The sequence below is a fragment of the Streptomyces sp. NPDC041970 genome, assembly GCF_055588985.1.
Genome location: NZ_JBVJCD010000008.1, coordinates 140,058 through 162,591, shown reverse-complemented (window position 1 = coordinate 162,591; position 22,534 = coordinate 140,058). Strand labels below are relative to the sequence as shown.

Annotated in this window: 2 protein-coding genes; both read right to left on the bottom strand. The window is 75.7% G+C overall.

Features of this window, described 5'->3' with window-relative positions:
- Window positions 1–215: 215 nt before the first annotated feature.
- Window positions 216–7,790 carry an amino acid adenylation domain-containing protein gene (locus ACZ6EJ_RS07160; RefSeq protein WP_469265132.1) on the bottom strand — a complete coding sequence of 2,525 codons (7,575 nt, stop codon included), beginning with the start codon at window positions 7,788–7,790 and terminating at the stop codon, window positions 216–218.
- Window positions 7,787–22,237 (bottom strand): amino acid adenylation domain-containing protein, encoded by a 14,451-nt coding sequence (locus tag ACZ6EJ_RS07155; RefSeq protein ID WP_469265131.1) that lies wholly within the window; start codon window positions 22,235–22,237, stop codon window positions 7,787–7,789. The genes ACZ6EJ_RS07160 and ACZ6EJ_RS07155 overlap by 4 nt, the downstream gene beginning before the upstream one ends.
- Window positions 22,238–22,534: the final 297 nt, after the last annotated feature.

Sequence of the window (22,534 nt, the reverse complement as noted above, 5' to 3'; positions counted from 1 at the left end):
CGACCCCCCCCCCCCCCCCCCCCCCCCCCCCCCCCCCACCCCCACCCCCACCCCCCCCCCCCCCCCCCCCCCCCCCCCCCCCCCCCCCCCCCCCCCCCCCCCCCCCCCCCCCCCCCCCCCCCCCCCCCCCCCGGCCGCGGCTGGTCCGCCGCTCGGGGACCGCGGAGTCCCCGGCGGTGCGGGCAGCCGCCGCCGGGCGCTTCGGCGCCGGGTCGTCACGTGACCGTCGAGGGCCGCGGCAGGAAGCCCGTGCCGTGGAAGTACGCCATGTAGCGGTCCAGGGTCTCGTCGGTCAGTTGGGGCAGGTGGACCCCCAGGTCCGCCGCCGCCTTGGCCGTCCGGGTGGAGTCGAAGCGCCGGTGGTCCGCGGCCGGCTGCCGGGCCTCTTCCTCGCCGCCGAGGAAGAGCTGGGCCGCGTTGTCGTGCTGTGCCGCCACCCGTTCCCGCCAGTCGGCCGCGGTGACGGTCCGCAGCTCGTGGCCGAGGCGGGCGGCCGCCTCGAAGACGCGGTCCAGGCCCGGCGCGTCCGGATTGGTGAGGTGATAGGTCTCCGCGCCCGTGCGGCCCGAGGTGGAGAAGGCCACGATCGCCGCACTGACGTAGTCCACGGGGACCCAGTCCGTCGACCCGTGCGGCAGGTCCGGCACCGCCTTCGCCTGCAGGCATCCCTTGATGAGCTGCCACAGCAGGTCGCGGTCCTGGCACGCCCCGGTGGCGGTGTCGCCGCTGATGCGGCCGGGCCGGTGGACGGTCACCGGCAGACCGCGTTCGCGGGCGAGCCCGACGAGGCCCTCCGCGACCCACTTGCTCTGCGCGTAGCCGTCGGGCAGTGCGGACGCCGGGCCCGTCGGGGTGGTCTCCGTGATGGTCGCCGGGCCGGAACCCGGCGCGGGGGCGTAGACGCTGGTCGTGGAGACGTGGTGCATTCCGGGTGAGGCGGAGTCGGCGAGCAGGCGCAGCAGCTCCTCGGTGCCCGCCACGTTCGGGGCGCGCAGATCACCGTAGGCGGCGGCGAAGTTGACGCGTGCGCCGTTGTGCAGCACCGGGCCGAGGCGGCGGGCCAGGGCGGCCCGGTCGTCCGGTGACAGTCCGAGGCCGGGGGCGGCGAGGTCGCCGGGGACGGGACGGATCAGTTCCGCGTACCGGGGGCGCCACAGGCCGTAGTGCTCCAGGTTGGCCCGCAGCCGGTGCGACGCGCTGCGCTCGTCCTCGGCTCGCACGAGGCAGTCCACCGGGCCGTCGGTGGCCTCGATGAGGTCCCGCAGGAGGAAGGCGCCGAGGAAGCCGGAGGCTCCGGTGAGGAGGGGGCGCTGGGACGGGCGGCGGGGCCGGCCGCGGCCGGGTGCGGGCTCCGGGGCCGGGGCGCCGTCCGGGACGGGCCGGCCGGGGCCCTGGACGTCGGCGGCCAGGCGGACCTCGGAGGCGAGGTCCGGGGCGGCGGCGTGCTCCGCGTCCCGCTCCCCCGCGGTCCGCTCCAGGAGGCTGTCGACGCCCTCGACGGTGGGCGTCGCGAACAGGTCGCGCAGGGAGGGGCGCCGGCCGCACCGCTCCTCGATCCGCTGGGCGAGGGTGACGGCGAGCAGCGAGTGGCCGCCCAGGGCGAAGAAGTCGTCCGTGACCCCGACCCGCGGCACACCGAGCGTCCGGGCGAAGACCTCGCACAGCGCGCGCTCGCGTTCGGTGCGGGGCGCGCGGCTCCCGGTCGGCGCGGTCGCCTCGGGCGCCGGCAGGGCTCGCCGGTCGGTCTTGCCGTTGGGGGTGAGGGGCAGGGCGGCGAGCCGTACGAACGCGGCGGGGACCATGTGGCTGGGCAGGGTGGCGGCGAGGTGGGCGCGCGCTCCGGCCTCGTCCCAGTGCGCCGCCCCGTCCGCGGGCACGGTGTACGCGACCAGGCGCCGGTCGCCCGGCCGGTCCTCCCGGACGACGGCGCAGGCGGCTCCCACCGCGGGCAGGGCGGTGAGGGCGGCCTCGATCTCCCCGAGTTCGATGCGGAAGCCGCGGAGCTTGACCTGGTCGTCGACGCGGGAGACGTAGACGAGTTCCCCCTCGGCCGTCCAGCGCACCAGGTCGCCGGTGCGGTACATGCGGCCTCCCGTCCGGTCGAACGGGTCGGCGACGAACCGCGACGCGGTCAGGGCGGCCCGGTCGTGGTACCCGCGGGCCACTCCCGCGCCGGACACGTACAGCTCGCCGACGACGCCGGTCGGCACGGGCGCCAGCCGGTCGTCCAGGACGTGGACGCGGGCGCCGTCGACGGGGACGCCGATGGGCACGGTGCGGTCGGGGGCGAGGGGCCCCTCCGCGTACTGGAAGGCGCTCATCGTGGCGCAGACGGTCGTCTCGGTGGGGCCGTAGGCGTTCACGAGGAACCGGTCCCGCGCCCAGGAGCGCACCAGGGCCGGCGTGCACGCCTCACCGGCGAGGACGATCGTGGTCCCGGTGGGCAGCGAGCCGGGCGGCATCACGGCGAGGGCGGCGGGCGGAAGGGTCAGATGGGTGACGCCCCGCTCCCGGACCAGGGCGGCGAGGGGCGGGCCGGGCAGCAGGGCGTCGCGTTCGGCGATCTCCAGGCAGGCCCCGGAGAGCAGTCCCATGCACAGCTCCCAGAACGCCGCGTCGAAGCTCACCGAGGCCATGTGCAGCACCCGGCTGCCCGGCGTGACGCGCATCCGCTCGCTCTGGCTCCTGGCCATGGCGCCGGCGCCCCGGTGGGTGACCACGACGCCCTTGGGACGGCCGGTGGAGCCGGAGGTGTAGATGACGTACGCGGGATGCGCCGGGAGCGGGGGCCGGGCGGGGACGGCCGGGGCGGAGCTGTCCGCGAGGTCCGCGAGGTGCAGGTGCGGCACCGGTGACGCGGGCAGCCGGCGGTGGATGGCGGGGGTGGTGAGGAGGAGGCGCGGCCGGGCGTCGTCGAGCATGTAGGACAGGCGCCGGGCCGGGTAGTCGGGGTCGAGCGGCACGTAGGCCGCCCCGCTCCTGAGGATGCCGAGGAGGGCCACGACGAGTTCGCTGGTGCGGGGCAGGGCGACCGCCACCCGGTCCTCGGGGCCGATGCCCCGTGCGGTGAGGTGGCGGGCGAGGGCGTCGGCGCGGGCGTCGAGTTCGGCGTAGGTGAGGGTGGTGTCCGCGTCGCGGACCGCCGGGGCGCCGGGGGTGCGCCGGACCCACTGCCCGAAGAGCTCGGGGACGGTGGAGGCGGGCGCGTCCTGGTCGGGGCCGGTGCCCCAGGCGGTCAGACGGGCGCGCTCGGCGGTGGTGAGCACGTCGTAGTCGCTGAGCGGACGCTCGGGGTCGGCGCAGACGGAGCCGAGCAGCAGGGCGAGCCGTTCGGCGAGGCCGTGGACCGTGGCCGGGTCGAAGAGCTCCGTCGCGTAGTCGACCGTCCCCCGCAGACCGCTCGGCGCGCCGCTGCCGTCGTCCGTCTCGGTGAAGGTGAACGACAGGTCGAACTTGGCCGCTCCGGGGTCGGCCTCCACACCGGTGACGGTGAGGCCGGGCAGGTCGAGGGGGGCGGCGGGGGCGTGGTTCTGGAGGATGAGCATGGTCTGGAAGAGCGGGTGGTGGTTCTGCGAGCGCGCGGGGTTGAGCAGTTCGACCAGGCGCTCGAAGGGGACGTCCTGGTGCACGTACGCGGAGAGGTCGAACTCCTTGACCCGCTCCAGCAGTTCCAGGAAGGTCGGGTCGCCGGTCAGGTCCGTGCGCAGCACGAGCGTGTTCACGAAGAAGCCGACGAGATCCGACGCGGCCTCGTCGGTGCGTCCGGCGACGGCCGTGCCCAGCGGGACGTCGTCGCCCGCGCCGTGCCGGGAGAGGACGAGCGACAGGGCGGCCTGGAGCACCATGAAGACGCTGCATCCGGTGGCGCGGGCGAGTTCGGTGACCTGCCGGGCGGCGGTGGGGTCGAGGGCGAAGTGGTGGGTGGCGCCGGTGTGCCGGGGCACGGCGGGCCGCGGCCGGTCCCACGGCAGGTCGATCATCTCGGGCAGCCCGTCCAGCGCCTGCTTCCAGTGGGCGAGTTGGCGGGACACGACGCTCTCGGGGTCGTGCTCGTCGCCGAGCAGACGGCGCTGCCAGAGGGTGTGGTCGACGTAGTCGACGGGGAGTTCGCTCCAGACGGGCGCCTCGGCACGGGTGCGGGCCCGGTAGGCGGCGCCGAGGTCTCGGGTGAGAGGGGCCAGGGAGGAGCCGTCGGCGGCGATGTGGTGGACCACCAGGACCAGGACGTGGACGCCGTCGGCCGGGCGCAGCAGGGTCGCCCGGAGCGGGAGGTGGCGCTCGATGTCGATCGCTTCGCTCGCGGCGGCCCTGATCCGGTCGGCGACCTCGTGCGCCTCGACGGCTTCGAGGACGAACGGCAGGCGGACGTCGCCCGGCGCGGTGACGTGCTGGCGCGGCCCCTGGCCGTCCTCGGGGAAGACGGTGCGCAGGGCGGCGTGCCGGGTGACGACGTCGAGCAGGGCCCGGCGCAGGGCTTCCGTGTCGAGGGGCCCGTCGATGCGCGCGGCGAAGGGGATGTTGTACGTGGCGGAGGGGCCTTCGAGCCGGTGGAGGAACCACAGGCGCTGCTGGGCGTACGAGAGCGGGAGCGCGGCGGGGCGCTCCTGCGGGACGAGGGCGGGGCGCGCGGGGCGGTCCGCCTCCTCCAGGGCGGCGGCGAGTGCCGCGACGGTGGGGTTCTCGAACAGGGCGCGGATGTCGGTCTCGGTGTTCAGGGCGGAGCGCACGCGGCCCACGAGGCGGGTGGCGAGCAGGGAGTGGCCGCCCAGGGCGAAGAAGTCGTCGTCGGCGAAGACGCGGGCCACACCGAGCACGTCGGCGAAGATCCCGGCGAGGATCTCCTCACGGGCGCCGCGCGGCGGCCGGCCCGCCGTGCCGGGCGAGGTGGCGGGCGCGGGCAGCGCCGCCCGGTCGAGCTTGCCGTTGGGGGTCGTCGGCAGGGCGTCGAGCGGCTGGATGGCGGCCGGCACCAGGTAGGCGGGCAGCCGGCGGCCCAGGTGCGCGGCGAGCAGCTCCGGGTCCGGCGTGCGCCCGGGGACGGGGACGACGTAGGCGGTGAGGGTGCGGTCGCCGGGCAGGTCCTCGCGGACCAGGACGCAGGCGGCGCGCACGGACGGGTCGAGGAGGAGGGCCGCCTCGATCTCCGCCGGTTCGATGCGGTGGCCGCGGAGCTTGATCTGCTGGTCGGCGCGGGCCACGTAGTGCAGGGCGCCGTCGGCGCCCCAGCGCACGAGGTCGCCCGTGCGGTACATGCGCTCCCCGGTCCCGGCGAACGGGTCGGCGACGAAGCGGGTGGCGGTGAGGCCGGGGCGGCCCAGGTAGCCGCGTGCGACGCCGGGCCCCGCGACGTACAGCTCGCCCTCGGCGCCGGGCGGCACGAGCCGCATGGCCGCGTCCAGGACGTAGGCGCGCATCCCGTCGAGCGGTCGGCCGACGGGGGGCGCGCCGTGGGGCGCGGCGTCGGGGCGGACGCGGTGGAGGGTGGCGAAGGTGGTGGACTCGGTGGGTCCGTAGACGTTGAGGACGGTGGTGGAGGGGTGGGCGGCGGCCAGGCGCTGGAAGACGCCGGGCGCGGCGGCCTCTCCCCCGGCGGCGACCAGGCGCAGCAGGCCCAGGGCGTCGGGATCGGTCTCGGCGATGACGTTGAACAGGGCCGTCGTCAGGAACGCCGCCGTCACGCCGTGGCGGGCCACGAGGTCGCGGAGCACGGCGGGTTGCAGGACCCCGGCGGGGGCCACGACCACCCGGCCGCCGTTCAGCAGGGGGGCCCAGATCTCGAAGGTGGAGGCGTCGAACACGTACGCCGAGTGCAGCAGGACGGCGTCGGACGCCCCGTCCCCCCAGGCCCGGTCGGCGGCGAGGGCGGTGATGTCCGCGTGGGTGACGCCGACGCCCTTGGGCAGTCCGGTGGAGCCGGAGGTGAACATCACGTACGCGAGCCGGGCGCCGCCCGCGGAGACGGGGAGGGCTCCCGGAGCGGCCGGGCCTCCCCGCCTCACCCGGCCCGCGGCGTCGACCGTCAGCACGGGCACGTCGGGGCCCAGTCGCCGCACCCAGGCGTGGTCGCGGGTGGTCTCGTCGACGATCAGGGCACGGAGGGCGGCCACCTCGGCGACCCGGTCGAGCCGCTCGGCGGGCCAGGCCGGATCGAGGGGCACGTAGGCGGCGCCCGCGCGCAGCGCCGCGAGGGAGGCGGTGACCAGGGCGGGCGAGCGGCCCAGGAGGATGCCGACGCCCGCCTCGGCGCCGCTCCCGTGGCCTGCCAGGGCGCCCGCCAACTCCTGGGCCGACGCGTCGAGACCGCGGTACGTGAGCTCCTCGCCGGCGCCGGAGACCGCCACCGCGTCCGGGTGGCGGGCGACCTGCCGGGCGAAGGCGTCCACGACGCTCATCTCCCGTGCTGCGGCGGGGAGTTCGCCCCCACGCCCCTGGGCGAGCAGCGTGTCGTGCTCGCCGTCCAGGAGGACGGACACGGCGTCGACGCGTTGGTCGAGGCCCCGCGCCATCGCGGTCAGCAGACGCCCCATGCGGGCGACCGTGCGGGCCACCTCGTCGCGGTCCAGGGCGGCGGCCCGGTATCCGAAGGTGATCTTCAGCGCGTCGCCCGGAGCGATGGTGAGGGTGAGCGGGTAGTGGGCCGCGTCCGTGCCGCTGAATCCGGTGACGCTGAGGCCGGGCAGTTGCCGCTGCGCGGTGCGCAGGGCCTCGGCGTCCATCGGGTAGTTCTCGAACACGGCCAGGGTGTCGAAGAGTTCGTCCAGTCCGGTCAGGCGGCGTATCTCGGTCAGGCCGACGTACTGGCTGCCGAGGAGGCGGCCCTGCTCCTCCTGGAGCCGGGTCAGGAGCGCGGCCAGGGTCTCGCCGGGCGCCGGGCGCAGCCGTACCGGCACGGTGTTGATGAACAGGCCGACCATCGACTCGATGCCGGGGACCTCCGGCGGGCGGCCGGAGACGGTGGTGCCGAAGACGACGTCGGGGCGTCCGGTGAGGCGGGCGAGGAGCAGCCCCCAGGCCCCCTGGACCAGGGTGTTGAGGGTGAGCCGGTGGGCGCGGGCCGTCTCGCGGAGCCGGTGTGTCGTGGCCTCGTCCAGGTCGAGGACGAGGGTCAGCGGCAGTTCGCCGGGGCCCGGAACGTCCGCGGTGGGGCGCCCGGCGAGGAGCGTGGGCGCCTCGATCCCGTCCAGGGCGGCGCGCCAGGCGTCCAGGGCGGCTCCGCGGTCCTGCTGGGCCAGCCAGGCGAGGTAGGTGCGGTAGGGGGCGACCCGCGGCAGGGAGCCGTCGTCGCCGCCCCGTGCGTACAGCTCGAAGAGTTCCCGCACGAGCAGGGGCATCGACCAGCCGTCGAGCAGGAGGTGGTGGTTGGTCATGACCAGCCGGTGCCGCTGCGGCCCGGTGTGCACGAGGGTGAACCGCATCAGCGGCGGGGTCGTGAGGTCGAAGCGGCGGGTGCGGTCGGCGGCCAGGAACGCGGTGAGCCGCTCCTGCGCCGTGCCCGTGCCGTCCGCCGCGCTCAGGTCGAGCTCTTCCAGCGGCACCGGCACCTCGGCGGCGACGGCCTGCACCGGCTCGTCCAGGTCCTCGTGGAGGAAGCCGACCCGCAGATTGGGGTGGCGGCGCAGCAGGCCGCCGACGGCGGCGTGCAGCGCCGGGACGCTGACGGGGCCTTCGAGGTCGAAGACGAACTGCGCGGTGTAGACGTCCACGGCATGGGAGTCGTACAGGGCGTGGAAGAGCATTCCCGCCTGCAACGGCGTCAGCGGTAGTACGTCCTCCAGTTGGAAGCCGGTCACGTGCGTCCACCCCACTTGTTCTGCAGTCGGTCGATCTGGGCCTGGTTGAGCGAGACCAGGGGAAGGTCGGACGGCGTGTAGCCGCCCGCGTCGGGTCGTTCGGTGTGTTCGGCGATGGCGCGCAGGGCGCGGACGAAGGTGTCCGACAGGATCTCCACGTCCTCCTCCCCGAGGAGGTCGACGGGCCAGGTCCAGCGGATCACCAGGCGGGGGCCCTCCGGCAGGTCCTCGGTGTGCGCGTTGACGTCGAGGACGTGGTGGACGGGCATGTCCGGGTCCTGGCTGCGCGGTCCGCCGCCGTCGAGCAGGACCTCCCAGTCGGCGCCCGGCCCCCCGTCCCCGTCCGCCGCCGCGGCGTAGCGGCCCAGGTAGTTGAAGCCGATCTGGGGCTGCGGTGCGGAGGCGAGCCGGGGACGGGTGGCCGGGTTGAGGTGGCGCAACATGCCGTAGCCGACGCCGTGGTCGGGGATGGTCCGCAACTGCTCCTTGACGCGTTTGAGGGCGCGTTCCACCAGGGCGGCGTCGAAGTCGCCCGGTTGGCGGGCGTCGACGGGTCCGGGGTCGAGCCGGACCGGGTAGAGGCTCGTGAACCAGCCGACCGTGCGGGACAGGTCGACGTGGTCGGCGATCTGCTCGCGGCCGTGCCCCTCCAGATCGACGAGCAGTCCGCTCTCCCCCGTCCGGTCACCGGCCCGCTGCGCCCGCCAGGAGCTGACGGCGAGGGCGAGGCCGGTGAGCAGGACGTCGTCCACCCCGGCGTGGAAGGCGGTGGGGACGGTGGTGAGCAGCGGCTTCGTCCAGGTGGCGGGGAGGCGGGCGGTCAGGGTGCGGGTGCGGTCGGCGGTGTCCCGGCGGGGGTCGAGCGGCCGGTGCCCGAGCAGGGGGTCGGGGGTGCTCAGCGCCTCCTCCCACAGCGGGAGTTCGGCCGCACGGGCGGCGCCGCGCGCCTGCGAGGCCAGGAGGTGCGCCCAGGCGCGGTAGGGCGTGGCGACGGCGGGCAGCGCCGCGGCCGTCCCCTCGGTGACGCCCTGCCAGGCGGTGGCGAGGTCGGCGGCGAGGACGCGCCAGGAGACGGCGTCGACGGCCAGGTGGTGCACGACGAGCAGCAGCCGTCCGCGCGTGCGCGGGCCGGCGTCGCACCACACGGCCTCGATCACCTCCCCGTGCGCGGGCCGCAGCCGCCTGCGGGCCGCTTCGCCCGCCTCGGCGAGGGCGGCGCGGACGGCGTCGGCCCCGAGGCCCGCGACGTCGACCCGGGTGAAGCGGCGGCGGGCCGGCACCGCGCCGGGCGGCAGGGCTTCGAGTACGGGCTCGCCCCCGGCCGGGCGGGCGACCTTCAGGCGGAGCATGTCGTGGTGGTCGATGAGGAGCTGGAGGGTGGCGACGAGCGTGTCCTCCTCGGCGTTCGCGGGCGTGCGCAGCACCCCGGACTGGTTGTAGCCGTCCGTGGGGCCGGGCCGCTCCAGCAGCCAGGCGACGATGGGCGTGGGCGGCATCTCGCCGGCGCCCGGCTCGGCCGGCACGGCGGCGTCCTGGTCGAGCGCGGTGGCGGCGGCCGCGATGGCCTCGGGCGTGCGGTGGACGAAGACGTCGCGCGGGGTGACGCGGAGACCTGCCGCGCGGACCCGGCTGACCAGTTGGATGGAGAGGATGCTGTCGCCGCCGAGGGCGAAGAAGTCGTCGTCGGTGCGGACGGCGGGGGCGCCGAGGACGGAGGCGAACACCTCGCACAGGACGCGTTCCCGGGCGGTGCGCGGCTCCCCGCCCGGCCGGGTGGCGGCGGGGCGGACCGGGGCGGGCAGGGCGCGCCGGTCGGTCTTGCCGTTGGGCAGCAGCGGCAGCGCGTCCAGCGTGACGAAGAGGGCGGGCACCATGTACGGCGGCAGGACCGACGACAGCCGGGTCCGCAGGTCGGCGTCGGTGAGGGGTCCGGCGCCGTCGGGCCGGCCGGGAACGGTGTAGGCGACCAGGCGCCGTTCGTTCGGCCGGTCCTCGCGGACGAGGGCGCAGGCGGCGGTGACGCCGTCGAGCGCGGTGAGGGCGGCCTCGATCTCGCCGAGCTCGATGCGGAAGCCGTTCAGCTTGACCTGGTCGTCGGCGCGGGAGACATAGGCGAGCAGGCCGTCGGCGTCCCGGCGGACGAGGTCGCCCGTGCGGTACATGCGGCTGCCCTCGGGGCCGTACGGGTCGGCGACGAACCGCGCGGCGGTCAGACCGGGGCGTCCCAGGTAGCCGCGCGCCAGGCCGTCGCCCGCGATGTGGAGCTCGCCGGTGACGCCGGGCGGCACCGGTTGGAGGCTCGCGTCCAGGACGTAGGCGCGGGTGTTGTCGACGGGGCGGCCGAGCGGCACGGTCCCCTCCCCCGCCGGGGCGCCCTCCTCCTCGCCCCGGTGGTGGTGGGCGGTGGCGTCGATGGTCGTCTCGGTGGGTCCGTAGAGGTTGTGCACCTCGGCGCCCCAGGTCCGTCCCACGCGCCGCGCGAGGGACCGGGCCAGGGGCTCGCCGCCGCACAGGACGGCCCGCAGGGTGGCGGGCGCGTCGTCGGGGCCGGTCTCGGCGAGGACGACCGCGAGGTGCGAGGGCACGAACTGGGCGATGGTCACGCCCGCTGCACGCATCCGGGCCAGCAGTCCGGCGGGGTCGTGGTTGACGGCGGGCGGCACCGGGCAGGTGGTGCCGCCGTGCAGGAGCGGCAGCCAGGTCTCCCAGACCGAGGCGTCGAAGCTCGGCGAGGTGCGGGCGAGGATCCGGTCGTCGGCGGTGAGGGCGAGGTGCCCGGCCATCCACGCCATGTGGTTGGTCAGGGAGGCGTGGGTCACCAGGACGCCCTTGGGACGGCCGGTGGAGCCGGAGGTGTAGATGACGTACGCCGTGTCGCGCGGGTCCGGCGCCGCACCGGGCGGCGCCGCGCTTCCGGTGGACCAGGAGGCCCGGTCGTCGAGCGCGAGGCAGGGGACGGACGGGGCGTACCGCGCGGTGCGGGCGGCGCCGTGGGTCAGGAGCAGCGCCGGGCGGGCGTCGTCCAGCATGTGGGCGACGCGCGCCTCGGGGTAGTCCAGGTCGACGGGCAGGTAGGCGGCGCCCGCCTTGGCCACCGCGAGCATCGCGACGACCTGGTCGGCGGTCCCTTCCAGGGCGAGGGCGACGAGGTCGCCGCGGCCGATGGACCGGCCGTGCAGGTGGTGCGCCAGATCGTCGGAGAGGGCGTCGAGTTCGCGGAAGGTGAGGCGGTGCGCACCGTCCCGTACGGCGATCGCGTCGGGCGTCCGGGCGCACTGGGCGCGGAACGCCTCGGGGGCCGTGCGCGCGGCCCCCGGCCGTACGGGGCCGTGGGCGGCGCGCTCCAGGCCGTGCCGCTCGGCCGCCTCCAGGATGTCGACGGCGTGGACGCGCTGTCCGGGGTCGGCGGCGAGGGTGGCGAGCAGGCGCGTCAGCCGGGCGGCCAGGGTGTGGGCGGTGGCGTGGGTGAAGAGCTCGGTGGAGAACTCCAGGTTGCCCTCCAGGCCCGCCGGGCCGCCCGCCTCGTCGTACGTCTCGTTGAAGGTGAAGGTCAGGTCGAACTTGCTGATGCCGGTGTGCACGGGCTGGCCGGTCACCGTGAGGCCGGGCAGCTCGACGGTCGCGTCCGCCTGGTTCTGGAGGACGAGCATGGTCTGGAACAGCGGGTGGTGGTTCTGGGCGCGGGTCGGGTCGAGCGCGTCCACCAGCCGCTCGAACGGCACGTCCTGGTGGGCGTAGGCCGACAGGTCGAACTCCCGCACCCGGTCCAGGACGTCGCCGAAGGTGGGGTCTCCGGTCAGGTCGGTGCGCAGGACGAGCGTGTTGACGAAGAAGCCCACCAGGTCGTCCAACGCCTCGTCGGTGCGTCCGGCCACGGCGGTGCCGAGCGGGATGTCCTCCCCGGCCCCGTGCCGGGCCAGGAGCACCGACAGGGCCGCCTGGAGCACCATGAAGAGGCTGCATCCGCGGGTCCGGGCGAGCGCGGCCAGGGCCCGGTGGGTCTCCGCCTCGACGGGGAAGGCGAACGCGTCGCCCCGGTAGGCGGGGACCGCGGGGCGCGGGCGGTCCAGGGGCAGGTCGAGCAGTTCCGGGGCCCCGGCGAGCGCGGTGCGCCAGAAGTCCATCTGGCGGGCCGCCTGGCTGGCCGGGTCGTTCTCGTCGCCGAGCAGGGCGCGCTGCCACAGGGTGTAGTCGGCGTACTGGACGGCGGGCTCCCTCCAGGAGGGCTCCTCCCCCTCCGCCCGCGCCCGGTAGGCCTCGCCCAGGTCACGGGCGAGCGGGGCGAGGGACCAGCCGTCGCCCGCGATGTGGTGGACGACCAGCACCAGGACGTGCGCCTCGGCCCCGAGCCGCACTAGCCGGGCCCGTACGGGCATCTCGGAGGCCACGTCGAAGGCGTGCGCCACCTCGGTGGCCAGGAGCGCGTCCAGACGGGCGGGGTCGGTGTCGAGGGGGGTGAGATCGAGGTCGGCGCCGTCGGCGTCCAGGACGAGCTGACGCGGCACCCCGTCGGTCTCGGGGAAGACGGTGCGCAGGCTCTCGTGCCGTCGCACGACGTCCGTCAGGGCGCTCTCCAGGGCGTCCGCGTCGAGCGGCCCGTCCAGCCGCAGGACGAGGGGCACGTTGTACGTGGCGCTGGGCCCCTCCAGCCGGTTGAGGAACCACAGGCGCTGCTGCGCGAAGGACAGCGGCAGCGGATCGGGGCGGTCGCGCACGCGCTCCAGTGGGCTCCTGGCCCGTTCGGCGCCGTCCAGCACGGCGGCCAGCGCGGCCGGCGTGGGGTGCTCGAAGAGGGCCTTGACCTGGATCTCCACGCCGAGCGCGGTGCGGATGCGCGCGGCGAGGCGGGTGGCGAGCAGGGAGTGGCCGCCCAGGGCGAAGAAGTCGTCGTCGGCGCCGGCCCCGTCCAGGCCCAGGACGTCGGCGAAGAGACCGGTGAGGATCTCCTCGCGGGCGGTGCGGGCGGCGCGTCCGCGGACCGGGGCGTGGCCGGGCTCCGGCAGGGCGCGGTGGTCCACCTTGCCGTTGAGGGTCAGCGGCAACGCGTCGAGCAGGACGAACGCGGAGGGGACCATGTAGGCGGGCAGGGACCGGCCGACGGCGCGGGCGAGTTCGCCGGGTTCGGGGCGGGCGCCGGCGGCGGGCACCACGTACGCGACGAGGCGCCGGTCGCCGGGGATGTCCTCGCGGACGGCGGCGTAGGAGGCGGCGACGCCCTCGCAGAGGGCCAGCACGCCCTCGATCTCGCCGAGTTCGATGCGGTAGCCGCGCAGCTTCACCTGGCCGTCGGCGCGGGCCACGTAGGCGATGTGTCCGTCGCGGGTCCACCGGACGAGGTCGCCGGTGCGGTACATGCGCCCGCCCTCGGGGTCGAACGGGTCGGCGACGAAGCGGGTGGCGGTCAGGCCCGGCAGTCCGGCGTACCCCCGTGCCACGCCGCGGCCGGCGAGGTACAGCTCGCCCACGACGCCCGGCGGGACCGGGCCCAGGGAGCCGTCCAGGACGTACCCGCGCATACCGTCCAGCGGGCGGCCGATGGGCGGGGGCCCGGACGGCGGTTCGGCCCTCACGTCGTGGCGGGTCGCGAAGGTGGTGGTCTCCGTGGGCCCGTACACGTGCAGGACCCGCGTGTCCGGCGCGGTGCGGGCCACCCGCTGCATCGCGTCCGGCGAGGCCAGCTCTCCCCCGGCGCACACGAGGCGGAGGCCGGCGAAGGCGCCCGGATCGGTCTCGGCGATCACGTTGAACAGGGCGGTCGTCATGAAGACGGCGCTCACCCCGTGCTGGTGGACGGCGTCCTCGAGGGTGCGGGCCTCCAGGACGCCGTCCGGGGCGACGACGATCCGGCCGCCGTTCAGGAGCGGGGCCCAGATCTCGAAGGTGGAGGCGTCGAAGACGTACGCCGAGTGCATCAGCACCGCTTCGGCGGCGCCGCCCTGCCAGGCGGCGTCGGCGGTCAGCGCGACCACGTCGGCGTGCGTGACGCCGACCCCCTTGGGCAGGCCGGTCGAGCCGGAGGTGAACATCACGTAGGCGAGGGACGCCGTGCCCGGCACCGCCGCCGGGCGGCCGGGCAGCTCGGGTGCTCCCCGCAGGATCCGCCCGAGCCGGTCCACGACGAGGACCGGGACGCGCCCGGCCGCCGCCGCCGCCCAGGGCGAGGCGAGGGCCGCCTCGTCGACGACGAGGACCCGCACGTCCGCGGTGTCGGCGACCCGGTCGAGCCGTTCGGCGGGCCAGCTCGCGTCCAGCGGGACGTAGGCGCCGGCCGCTCGGACGACGCCGAGGGAGACCGACACCACGGCCGGCGACCGGGCGAGCAGCACGCCGACCCCGCGCTCGGGGGCGGCGCCGAGACCCGCCAGCGCACGGGCGAGGCCGTCGGAGATCCGGTCGAGTTCGGCGTACGTCAAGGAGCCGCCGTCGCCGGTGACGGCCGGGGCGTCGGGTGTGCGGCGCGCCCGGTGGGCGAAGAGCGCGGGCAGGGTGGCGTCCGCGGGCTCCGCGGGCAGGGCGGAGCCGCTTCCCCAGCGCGTGACCCGAGCGTGCTCGTCCGCGTCCATCAGGTCGTAGCCCGCGAGCGGGCGTGCGGGGTCGGCGGCCACCTGTTCCAGCAGGCGGCACAGGCGGGCCGCCAGCCTCTCCGCGGTGGACCGGTCGAAGAGGGCCGTGGCGTACTCGATCCCGGCGGTGAGGCGGCCCTCGCCCTCCTCGGTGGACTCCTCGGTGAAGGCGAAGGTGAGGTCGAACTTGCTCAGGCCGTTGTGGACGAGCCGGTCCTCGACGGTGAGGCCCGGCAGGTCGGGCCGGGCGGTCTCCTGGTTCTGCAGGACCAGCATGGTCTGGAACAGCGGATGGTGGTTGCGGGCCCGGACCGGGTTGAGGCTCTCCACCAGGCGTTCGAAGGGCACGTCCTGGTGCGCGTAGGCGGACAGGTCGAAGTCGCGCACGCGGTCGAGCAGTTCGCGGAAGGTCGGGGCGCCGGACAGGTCCGTGCGCAGCACGAGGGTGTTGACGAAGAAGCCGACCAGGTCCTCCAGCGCCTCGTCCGTGCGGCCGGCGACGGGCGATCCGATCGGGATGTCGTCGCCGGCGCCGTGGCGGTGCAGCACGGTGGCCACGGCGGCCTGGAGCACCATGAACAGGCTGCTGCCCGACTCGCGCGCCAGGAGCAGGAGCCGGGCGTACAGGGATGGCGGCAGATCGAAGGTGTGGACGGCTCCCCTGGGGTCCGTGGTGACCGGTCGCGGCCGGTCCAGTGGCAGGTCGATCAGTCCGGGCAGCCCGGCGAGGGCGGTGTGCCAGTGGTCGAGCTGCTGCTTCAGGACGCTTCCGGGTGCGGTGCCGTCGCCGAGGGCGGCGTGCTGCCAGAGGGTGTAGTCGGCGTACTGGAGCGGGGTGCCGGCCGACAGTTCGGGCGCCCGGCCCGCGAGGCGGGCCCGGTAGGCGTGGCCGAGGTGCCGGGCGAGCGGGGCGAGGGACCAGCCGTCGGCCGCGATGTGGTGCAGGACGAGCACCAGGACGTGGTGGTCGGGGGCGGAGCGCAGGAGCAGGGCGCGCAGCGGGAGGTCCGCGGTGATGTCGAACGGCTCGCGCACGGCGGCCAGGACGGCCGCCTCCAGCTCGGCCGGGGACGTGCTCACGACCGGCAGCGCGGGTGTGGCGGTGGCGGCGGGAAGGATCGACTGGTGCGGTGATCCGTCCCGTTCGGGGAAGACCGTGCGCAGTGCCTCGTGCCGCTCGACGACGTCGGCCAGGGCGGCGTGCAGGGCCTTCGGGTCGAGGGAGCCGTCGAGTTCGAGGACGAGCGGGACGTTGTAGGTGGAGCTGGGGCCCTCCAGCCGGCCGAGGAACCACAGGCGCTGCTGGGCGAAGGAGAGCGGCAGGGGGTCGGGCCGCCGGGCCGCCGGCACCAGTGCGGGGCGGTCCCGGCCGGGCGTGCCGAGGGCGCGGGCCAGGCCCGCGACGGTCGGGTGCTCGAAGAGGGTGCGTACGGCGATCTCGGCGCCCAGGACGGTGCGGACGCGGCTGACGACGCGCATGGCGAGGAGCGAGTGGCCGCCGAGGTCGAAGAAGCTGTCGTGCGGGCCCACGTGGGGCCGGTGCAGGACATCGGCGAAGATCCCCGCGAGCAGGTCCTCCTGGAGGGTGCGCCGAACGGGCCCGGAGGCGGCGCCGGTCTCCGGCTCCGGTTCGGGCAGGGCCCGGCGGTCCACCTTGCCGTTGGGCAGGAGCGGGAGCGCGTCCAGGACGACGACGGCGCCGGGCACCATGTAGTGCGGCAGGGTCTCGGCCAGGGCGTCGCGGAGCGCGGTGGGGCGCGCGGCGGGGTCCGCGGTGACGGCGTAGGCGACGAGGCGGGCCCGGCCGGGGACGTCCTCCCGGATCTGGGCGCAGGCGGCCGTGACGCCGGGGCGGGCCAGGAGCGCGGCCTCGACCTCGCCCAGTTCGATGCGGAAGCCGCGGAGTTTGACCTGGTCGTCGGCGCGGGCCACGTAGTCGAGCAGGCCGTGCGCCGTCCACCGTACGAGGTCCCCCGTCCGGTACATGCGGGTCCCGTCCGTGCCGAACGGGTCGGCGACGAACCGGGCGGCCGTGAGACCCGGTCGCCCCAGGTAGCCGTGGGCGAGGTTGGGCCCCGAGAGGTACAGCTCGCCGGTCGCACCGGGCGGTACGGGCCGCAGTCGGTCGTCGAGGACATGGGCGCGCATGGTGTCGACCGGACGGCCGATGGGCACGGTCTCGGACGGCGTGCCGGCGGCGTGCCCGGCGGTCGCGGCGTGTTCCGCTGCCGACGCGCCCGACGGCGGCCCGCCCGCGCGGTGCGCGGTCGCGTCGATGGTCGCCTCGGTGGGCCCGTAGAGGTTGTGGACCTCGGCCCGCCACAGGCGGGCGGCGTCGTCGGCGAGGGCGCGCGGCAGCGGTTCGCCGCCGCACAGGACGGCGCGCAGGCCGGGCAGTGGTGCGGCGTGCGCCGCCTCGGCGAGGACGAGCGCCAGGTGCGAGGGCACGAACTGGGCCACGGTGACGTCGAACCGGCTCATCCAGGACACGAGGTCGCCGGGTTCCCGGTTGGCCTCGTGCGGCAGCACACACGCCGCGCCGCCCTGCATGAGCGGGAGCCACAGCTCCCACACGGAGGCGTCGAAGCTGGTGGAGGTACGGACGAGGATCCGGTCCTCCCGGCTGACGGCCAGGTACCGCGCCATCCAGGCCATGTGGTTGGCCAGCGCACCGTGCGGCACGACCACGCCCTTGGGGCGTCCGGTGGAGCCGGAGGTGTAGATGACGTACGCGGGATCCGCCGGACGGGGCGCGGCCGGGGGGTGCGCGGCGGCGCCGGCGAGCCGGGCGGCCGGGTCGTCGAGGGCGAGCCAGGGGACGTCGCAGTCGGGCAGGCGGGGGTGGAGGTCCGCGGTGGTGAGCAGCAGGACGGGCCGGGCGTCCTCCAGCATGTGCCGGATGCGGGCCGCGGGGTACTCCGGGTCGACGGGCAGGTAGGCGGCGCCGGCCCGCAGAACGGCCAGGAGGGCGACGGCGGTGTCCACGGACGGGGCTGCGGCGAGGGCCACCCGGTCGCCCCGCCCCGCGCCACGCTCCCGCAGGACCGCGGCGAGGCCGTCGGCGCGGGCGTCGAGTTCGGCGTAGGTCAGGCTCGTGTGCGCGTCGCGCACGGCGACCGCGTCCGGGGTGCGCAAGGCCCATTCCCGGACCGCTTCGGGGGCGGTGCGCGGGGGCGCGGGCCGTTCCTCGCCGCGTCCTTGGCGCAGGAGGCGCTCCCGCTCGCCCGGTGCGAGCGGGTCGAGATCGCCGATCCTCCGGTCGGGCTCCGTCACGGCCTGGGTGAGGATGTGGGCGAAGCGGGCGCACAGGGCGCGGGCGGTGGCGGCGTCGAAGAGGTCGGCGGCGTACTCCAGATAGCCTCCGATCCCGTTCGGGACGGCTTCGGCGGCCTGCTCCCCGGGAGCGCCGGAGCCGGTGACCTCGGTGAGTTCGGTGAGCGAGAACGTCAGGTCGAACTTGCTGATCCCGGTGTGCCGGGAGCGGTCGCGGACGGTGACTCCGGGCAGGTCGAGCGCCGCGCGCTCCTGGTTCTGCAGGACCAGCATGGTCTGGAAGAGCGGGTGGTGGTCGCCGGACCGCTCGGGGTTGAGCGCCTCCACGAGCCGTTCGAAGGGGAGGTCGCCGTGGCTGAACGCGGCGATGTCGAACTCCGCCGTCCGGGCCAGGAGTTCACGGAAGGTCGGATCACCCGAGAGGTCCGAGCGCAGCACGACGGTGTTGACGAAGAACCCGACGAGATCGTCCAGGGCCTCGTCGGTGCGTCCGGCCACCGCGGCGCCCAGCGGGATGTCGGCGCCGGCGCCGTGGGCGCGCAGCGTCACGGCGAGGGCTGCCTGGAGCACCATGAAGGGGGTGCAGCCGGCCGCGCGGGCGAGCCGGATGAGCGCGGCGTGCGCGGGGGCGGGCAGTGCGAAGGGGACGGCGTCCCCCCGGTGGCTGGGCACCGCCGGGCGGGGCCGGTCGAGGGGCAGGTCGAGCAGGTCGGGGGCGCCGCGCAACGCCTCCCGCCAGAAGGCGAGCTGGCGTGCGGCCAGGCTGTCCGGGTCGCCGTCGTCGCCGAGCAGGCGGCGCTGCCAGAGGGCGTAGTCGGCGTACTGCACCCGCAGCGCGGGCCAGTCGGGGCCGCCGGTGCTCCCGGTCCTGGCACGGTAGGCCGCGCCGAGGTCCCGGCAGAGCGGGGCGAGGGACCAGCCGTCGGCGACGACGTGGTGGAGGACGAGGACCAGGATGTGGCGGTCCGGTCCCAGGCGGAGCAGACGGGCCCGGACGCCGACGTCGCCGTCGAGGTCGAAGGGCACGGCGCTCAACCGGTCCACCGCCGCGTCGGCCCAGGCGTCGGGGGCCGCGTCGTCCGGGGGCGCCTCGACGACGAGGGGGACGAGCGACGCGGCGGCGGCCGCGTCGAGGATCTCCTGCCGGGCGATGCCGTCCTCTTCGGCGAGGACCGTGCGCAGGCTCTCGTGCCGGGCCACCACGTCGGCCAGGGCCGCGCGCAGGGCCTCCTGGTCGACCGGCCCCTCCAGTTCGAGGACGAGCGGGATGTTGTAGGTGGCGTTGGGCCCTTCGAGACCGCCGAGGAACCACAGGCGCTGCTGCGCGAAGGAGAGCGGCACGGCTGTGGGCCGCTGCTGTCGGGCAAGGGCGGGGCGGGCCGCCCCGGAGGTGTCGAGGGCGGCGGCGAGGGAGGCGACCGTGGGGTGGTCGAAGAGGGTGCGCAGGCTCAGTTCGGCGCCCAGGGCCGCCCGCACGCGGCCGATGAGCCGGGTGGCGAGCAGGGAGTGGCCGCCCAGGGAGAAGAAGTTGTCGTCGACGCCGACGGCCACGCCCAGGACGTCGGCGAACAGGCCCGCCAGGACCTCCTCGTAGGCGGTGCGCGGGGCGCGGTCCCTGGCGGCGGCCACACGGGGCGCGGGCAGGGCGCGGCGGTCGATCTTGCCGTTGGGGGTGAGGGGCAGCTCGTCGAGGGTGACGAAGGCGGAGGGCGTCATGTAGGAGGGCAGGGTGCGCCCGAGACGGACGGCCAGGGCGGTCTCCTCCAGCCGGGCGCCCGGGGCGGGTACGACGTAGGCGACCAGCCGGCGGTCGCCGGGGGTGTCCTCCCGGACCAGGACGCGGGCGGCGCGCACCTCCGGATCGGCGAGCAGCGCGTTCTCGATCTCGGTGGGTTCGATGCGGTACCCGCGGAGCTTGACCTGCCCGTCGGCCCGTCCGACGTACTCGATGTCGCCGCGCGCGTTCCAGCGCACGAGGTCGCCGGTGCGGTACATGCGGCCGCCGCCCGCCTCGTGGGGGTCGGCGACGAACCGGGACGCGGTGAGCGCGGCGCGGCCCTGGTAGCCGCGGGCGACACCGGGCCCGCCGACGTACAGCTCGCCCACGATGCCGGGCGGCACGGGGGCGAGGCGGTCGTCGAGCACGTACAGGCGCATTCCGTCGAGGGCCCGGCCGATGGGCGGCACGCCCGCCGTGTCGGCCTCGACGAGGTGGCGTGCGGCGAAGGTCGTGGTCTCGGTGGGGCCGTACGCGTTCAGGACCCGCGTGCCGGGCGCGGCGGCGGCCACGCGCTGCAGCACGCCCGGAGTGGGCGCCTCGCCGCCCGCGGCGACCAGGCGCAGTCCGGCGAATGCGGCGGGGTCCGCCTCGGCCACCACGTCGAACAGGGCCGTCGTCAGGAAGGCCGCGGTCACACCGTGCCGGGCCACCAGCTCCGCGAGGGTCTGCGCCTCCAGGACGCCGCCGGGAGCGACGACCACGCGGCCGCCGTTCAGGAGCGGGACCCATATCTCGAAGGTGGAGGCGTCGAACACGTACGCCGAATGCATCAGGACCGCGTCGGCCACGCCGTCCGTCCAGGCGGTGTCGGCGGCCAGCGCGAGGACGTCGGAGTGGGTGACGCCGACCCCCTTGGGCAGACCCGTGGAGCCGGAGGTGAACATCACGTAGGCCAGCCGGTCGCCGCGGTCCACCGCCGGCAGCGGTCCCGGCCGTGCCGGGGCGCCGCGCAGGATCGAACCGGTCCTCCCGACGACGATCACCGGCAGGACGTCGGCCGTCTCCCGCACCCAGGGGTGAGCGGCGGCGGCCTCGTCGACCACCAGCGCGCGCACGCGGGCGACCTCCGCGGCGCGCCGCAGCCGCTCGGCGGGCCAGGCCGGATCCATCGGCACGTACGCGGCCCCCGCCCCCACCGCTCCGAGTGTGGCCGTGACGACGGCCGCCGAGCGGCCGACGACGACCCCGACGCCCTCCTCGGCGCCGACGCCCAGGCCGGTCAGGGCGCCCGACAGTTCCCGCGCCGCCGTGGCCAGTTCCCGGTAGGAGAGGGTGGCGGCGCCGTCCACCACCGCCGGGGCGTGGGGGGTTCGGCGCGCCTGTGCGCCGAACGCCTCGGGCAGGCCCGCGGCCGCGGCGCCGGCGGGCAGAGCGGCGCCGCGGCCCCGGCCGATCAGCTCCGCGGCCGAGGCGTCGTCGAAGAACCGCAGGTCCCCCAGCGGGGTGTCCTGGTCCGCGACCGCCAGAGCCGACAGGAAGGAGACGACGGCCTGCTGATGCAGTCGTACGTCGTCGGGGTGGTACAGCTCCGGGTTGGTGTCGAAGCCGATCAGCGGCCCCGCGCCCTCGGACCGTTCGGAGACGAAGAGGGACACGTCGTCGACCGGACCGATGGAGAGCAGACGGGAGGTGGCGGGGCTGCCGGCGAAGTCGAGGTCGTAGTCGTAGCCCATCACGTTGACCACGACGCCGGTCAGGCGCGCCGTGTCGTCGGCCATGTTCAGTTCGCGGGCGAGCTGTTCGCGGGAGAAGCGGCGGTGCCGCAGGGCGCCGCGCATCTCGGCGGCGACGGCGCGCACCAGGGCGCCGACCGTCATGTCCGGGGTGACGGTCAGGCGGAGCGGCAGGATGTTGGAGGTCATGCCGACGATGTGCCGCAGCCCGCCGTGGCGGCCGTTGGAGGCGAGACCGATGGTGACGTCCCGGTCTCCGGTGGCCCGGCCGACGTAGGCGGCGACGGCGCTGACGAGGACGGCGCTCCAGTTGGTGCGGTTTCCGGCGGCGAGCCGGCGCAGGCCGTCGAGGAGGGCGACGGGCAGGGTGTCGCGGGCGTGCAGCGAGGCGGCGGACGCGGCCGGAGCCGGGGCGTCGGTGCGTCTGGGGAGGAGCGGCGTGCCGCCGTGCGCGTCCGCGTCGGGCCCGGCGCCGCCGTCGGCGGCGGTCGTGCGGGCGGCCAGGTCGGCGAACTTGGCGGTCCAGTAGGCGCGGTCCGCCTCGTGCCGGTCCGAGCCGAGGTAGTCCGCCTCGTCGGCCAGGAGATCGCGCAGGGGCGCGGCGGGCGGTTCGACCGCGGCGAGGTCCTCGCCGCGCGCCGCACGGGTGTACAGGTCGGCCACCGTGCGGGCGAAGACGGCGCCGCCGAGGCCGTCGACGGCTATGTGGTGGTAGCGGACGTACCAGTAGTGCAGCCGGGGGCCGAGGCGTAACAACGCGAAGTGGTGGTGCGGGGCGTCGAGCCGGTCGACGGTGGCCATGTCGTCGGCCATGTAGCGCTCGGCGGCGGCGACGGGGTCGGGGGAGGCGGCGGAGAGGTCGACCACGCGAAGCCGGTCGCCCTGGTCCGCGTGACGGCGGACGACGCGCTGACGGACCGTTTCACCTGCGGTGACGAACTCGACGTTGAGGCTGTCGCAGAGGGCGACCGCCCGGCCGAGCGCGCGGACGAACAGCCCCTCGTCGAGCTCGCCCTCGATCTCGAAGCATTCTCCGACGTTGTACTTCGGACTGTGCTGGTCGATGAGCTGCCCATACCACACGCCCTGCTGGGCGGAGGTCAATGCGAAGGACTCCTCGGACATCATTCCTGAGGGAAGAGAGCGGTTTTCGCCCATGCCTGTCTGCACCTTCGGGGAGAGTTTTCGGGGACGGCGGAGAAGGCGCACGGGATCGTTCACGAGATCGCACCGCCGCGGAGATTGCGAGACGGAGCACCAGTGCACCTGGATATAGGTGATGCGCCTGGATCATCGGGGACGGCGGAGAATCACACCGCGCACGACGATCCAGCGCGCGACCGTTTTACCGTTGCACCCCAGAAATAGGGCGCGCGTATTTCCACTCATGGCTCATGAATGACAGGTGGACGAAAAAAATCACTGCCTGTCGAAATCTGACCGATCCGCGATCAC

Bases quoted from the DNA above. Each gene is read 5' to 3' on its own strand.
- ACZ6EJ_RS07155 (WP_469265131.1), bottom strand. From the start codon at position 22,237: ATGGGCGAAAACCGCTCTCTTCCCTCAGGAATGATGTCCGAGGAGTCC.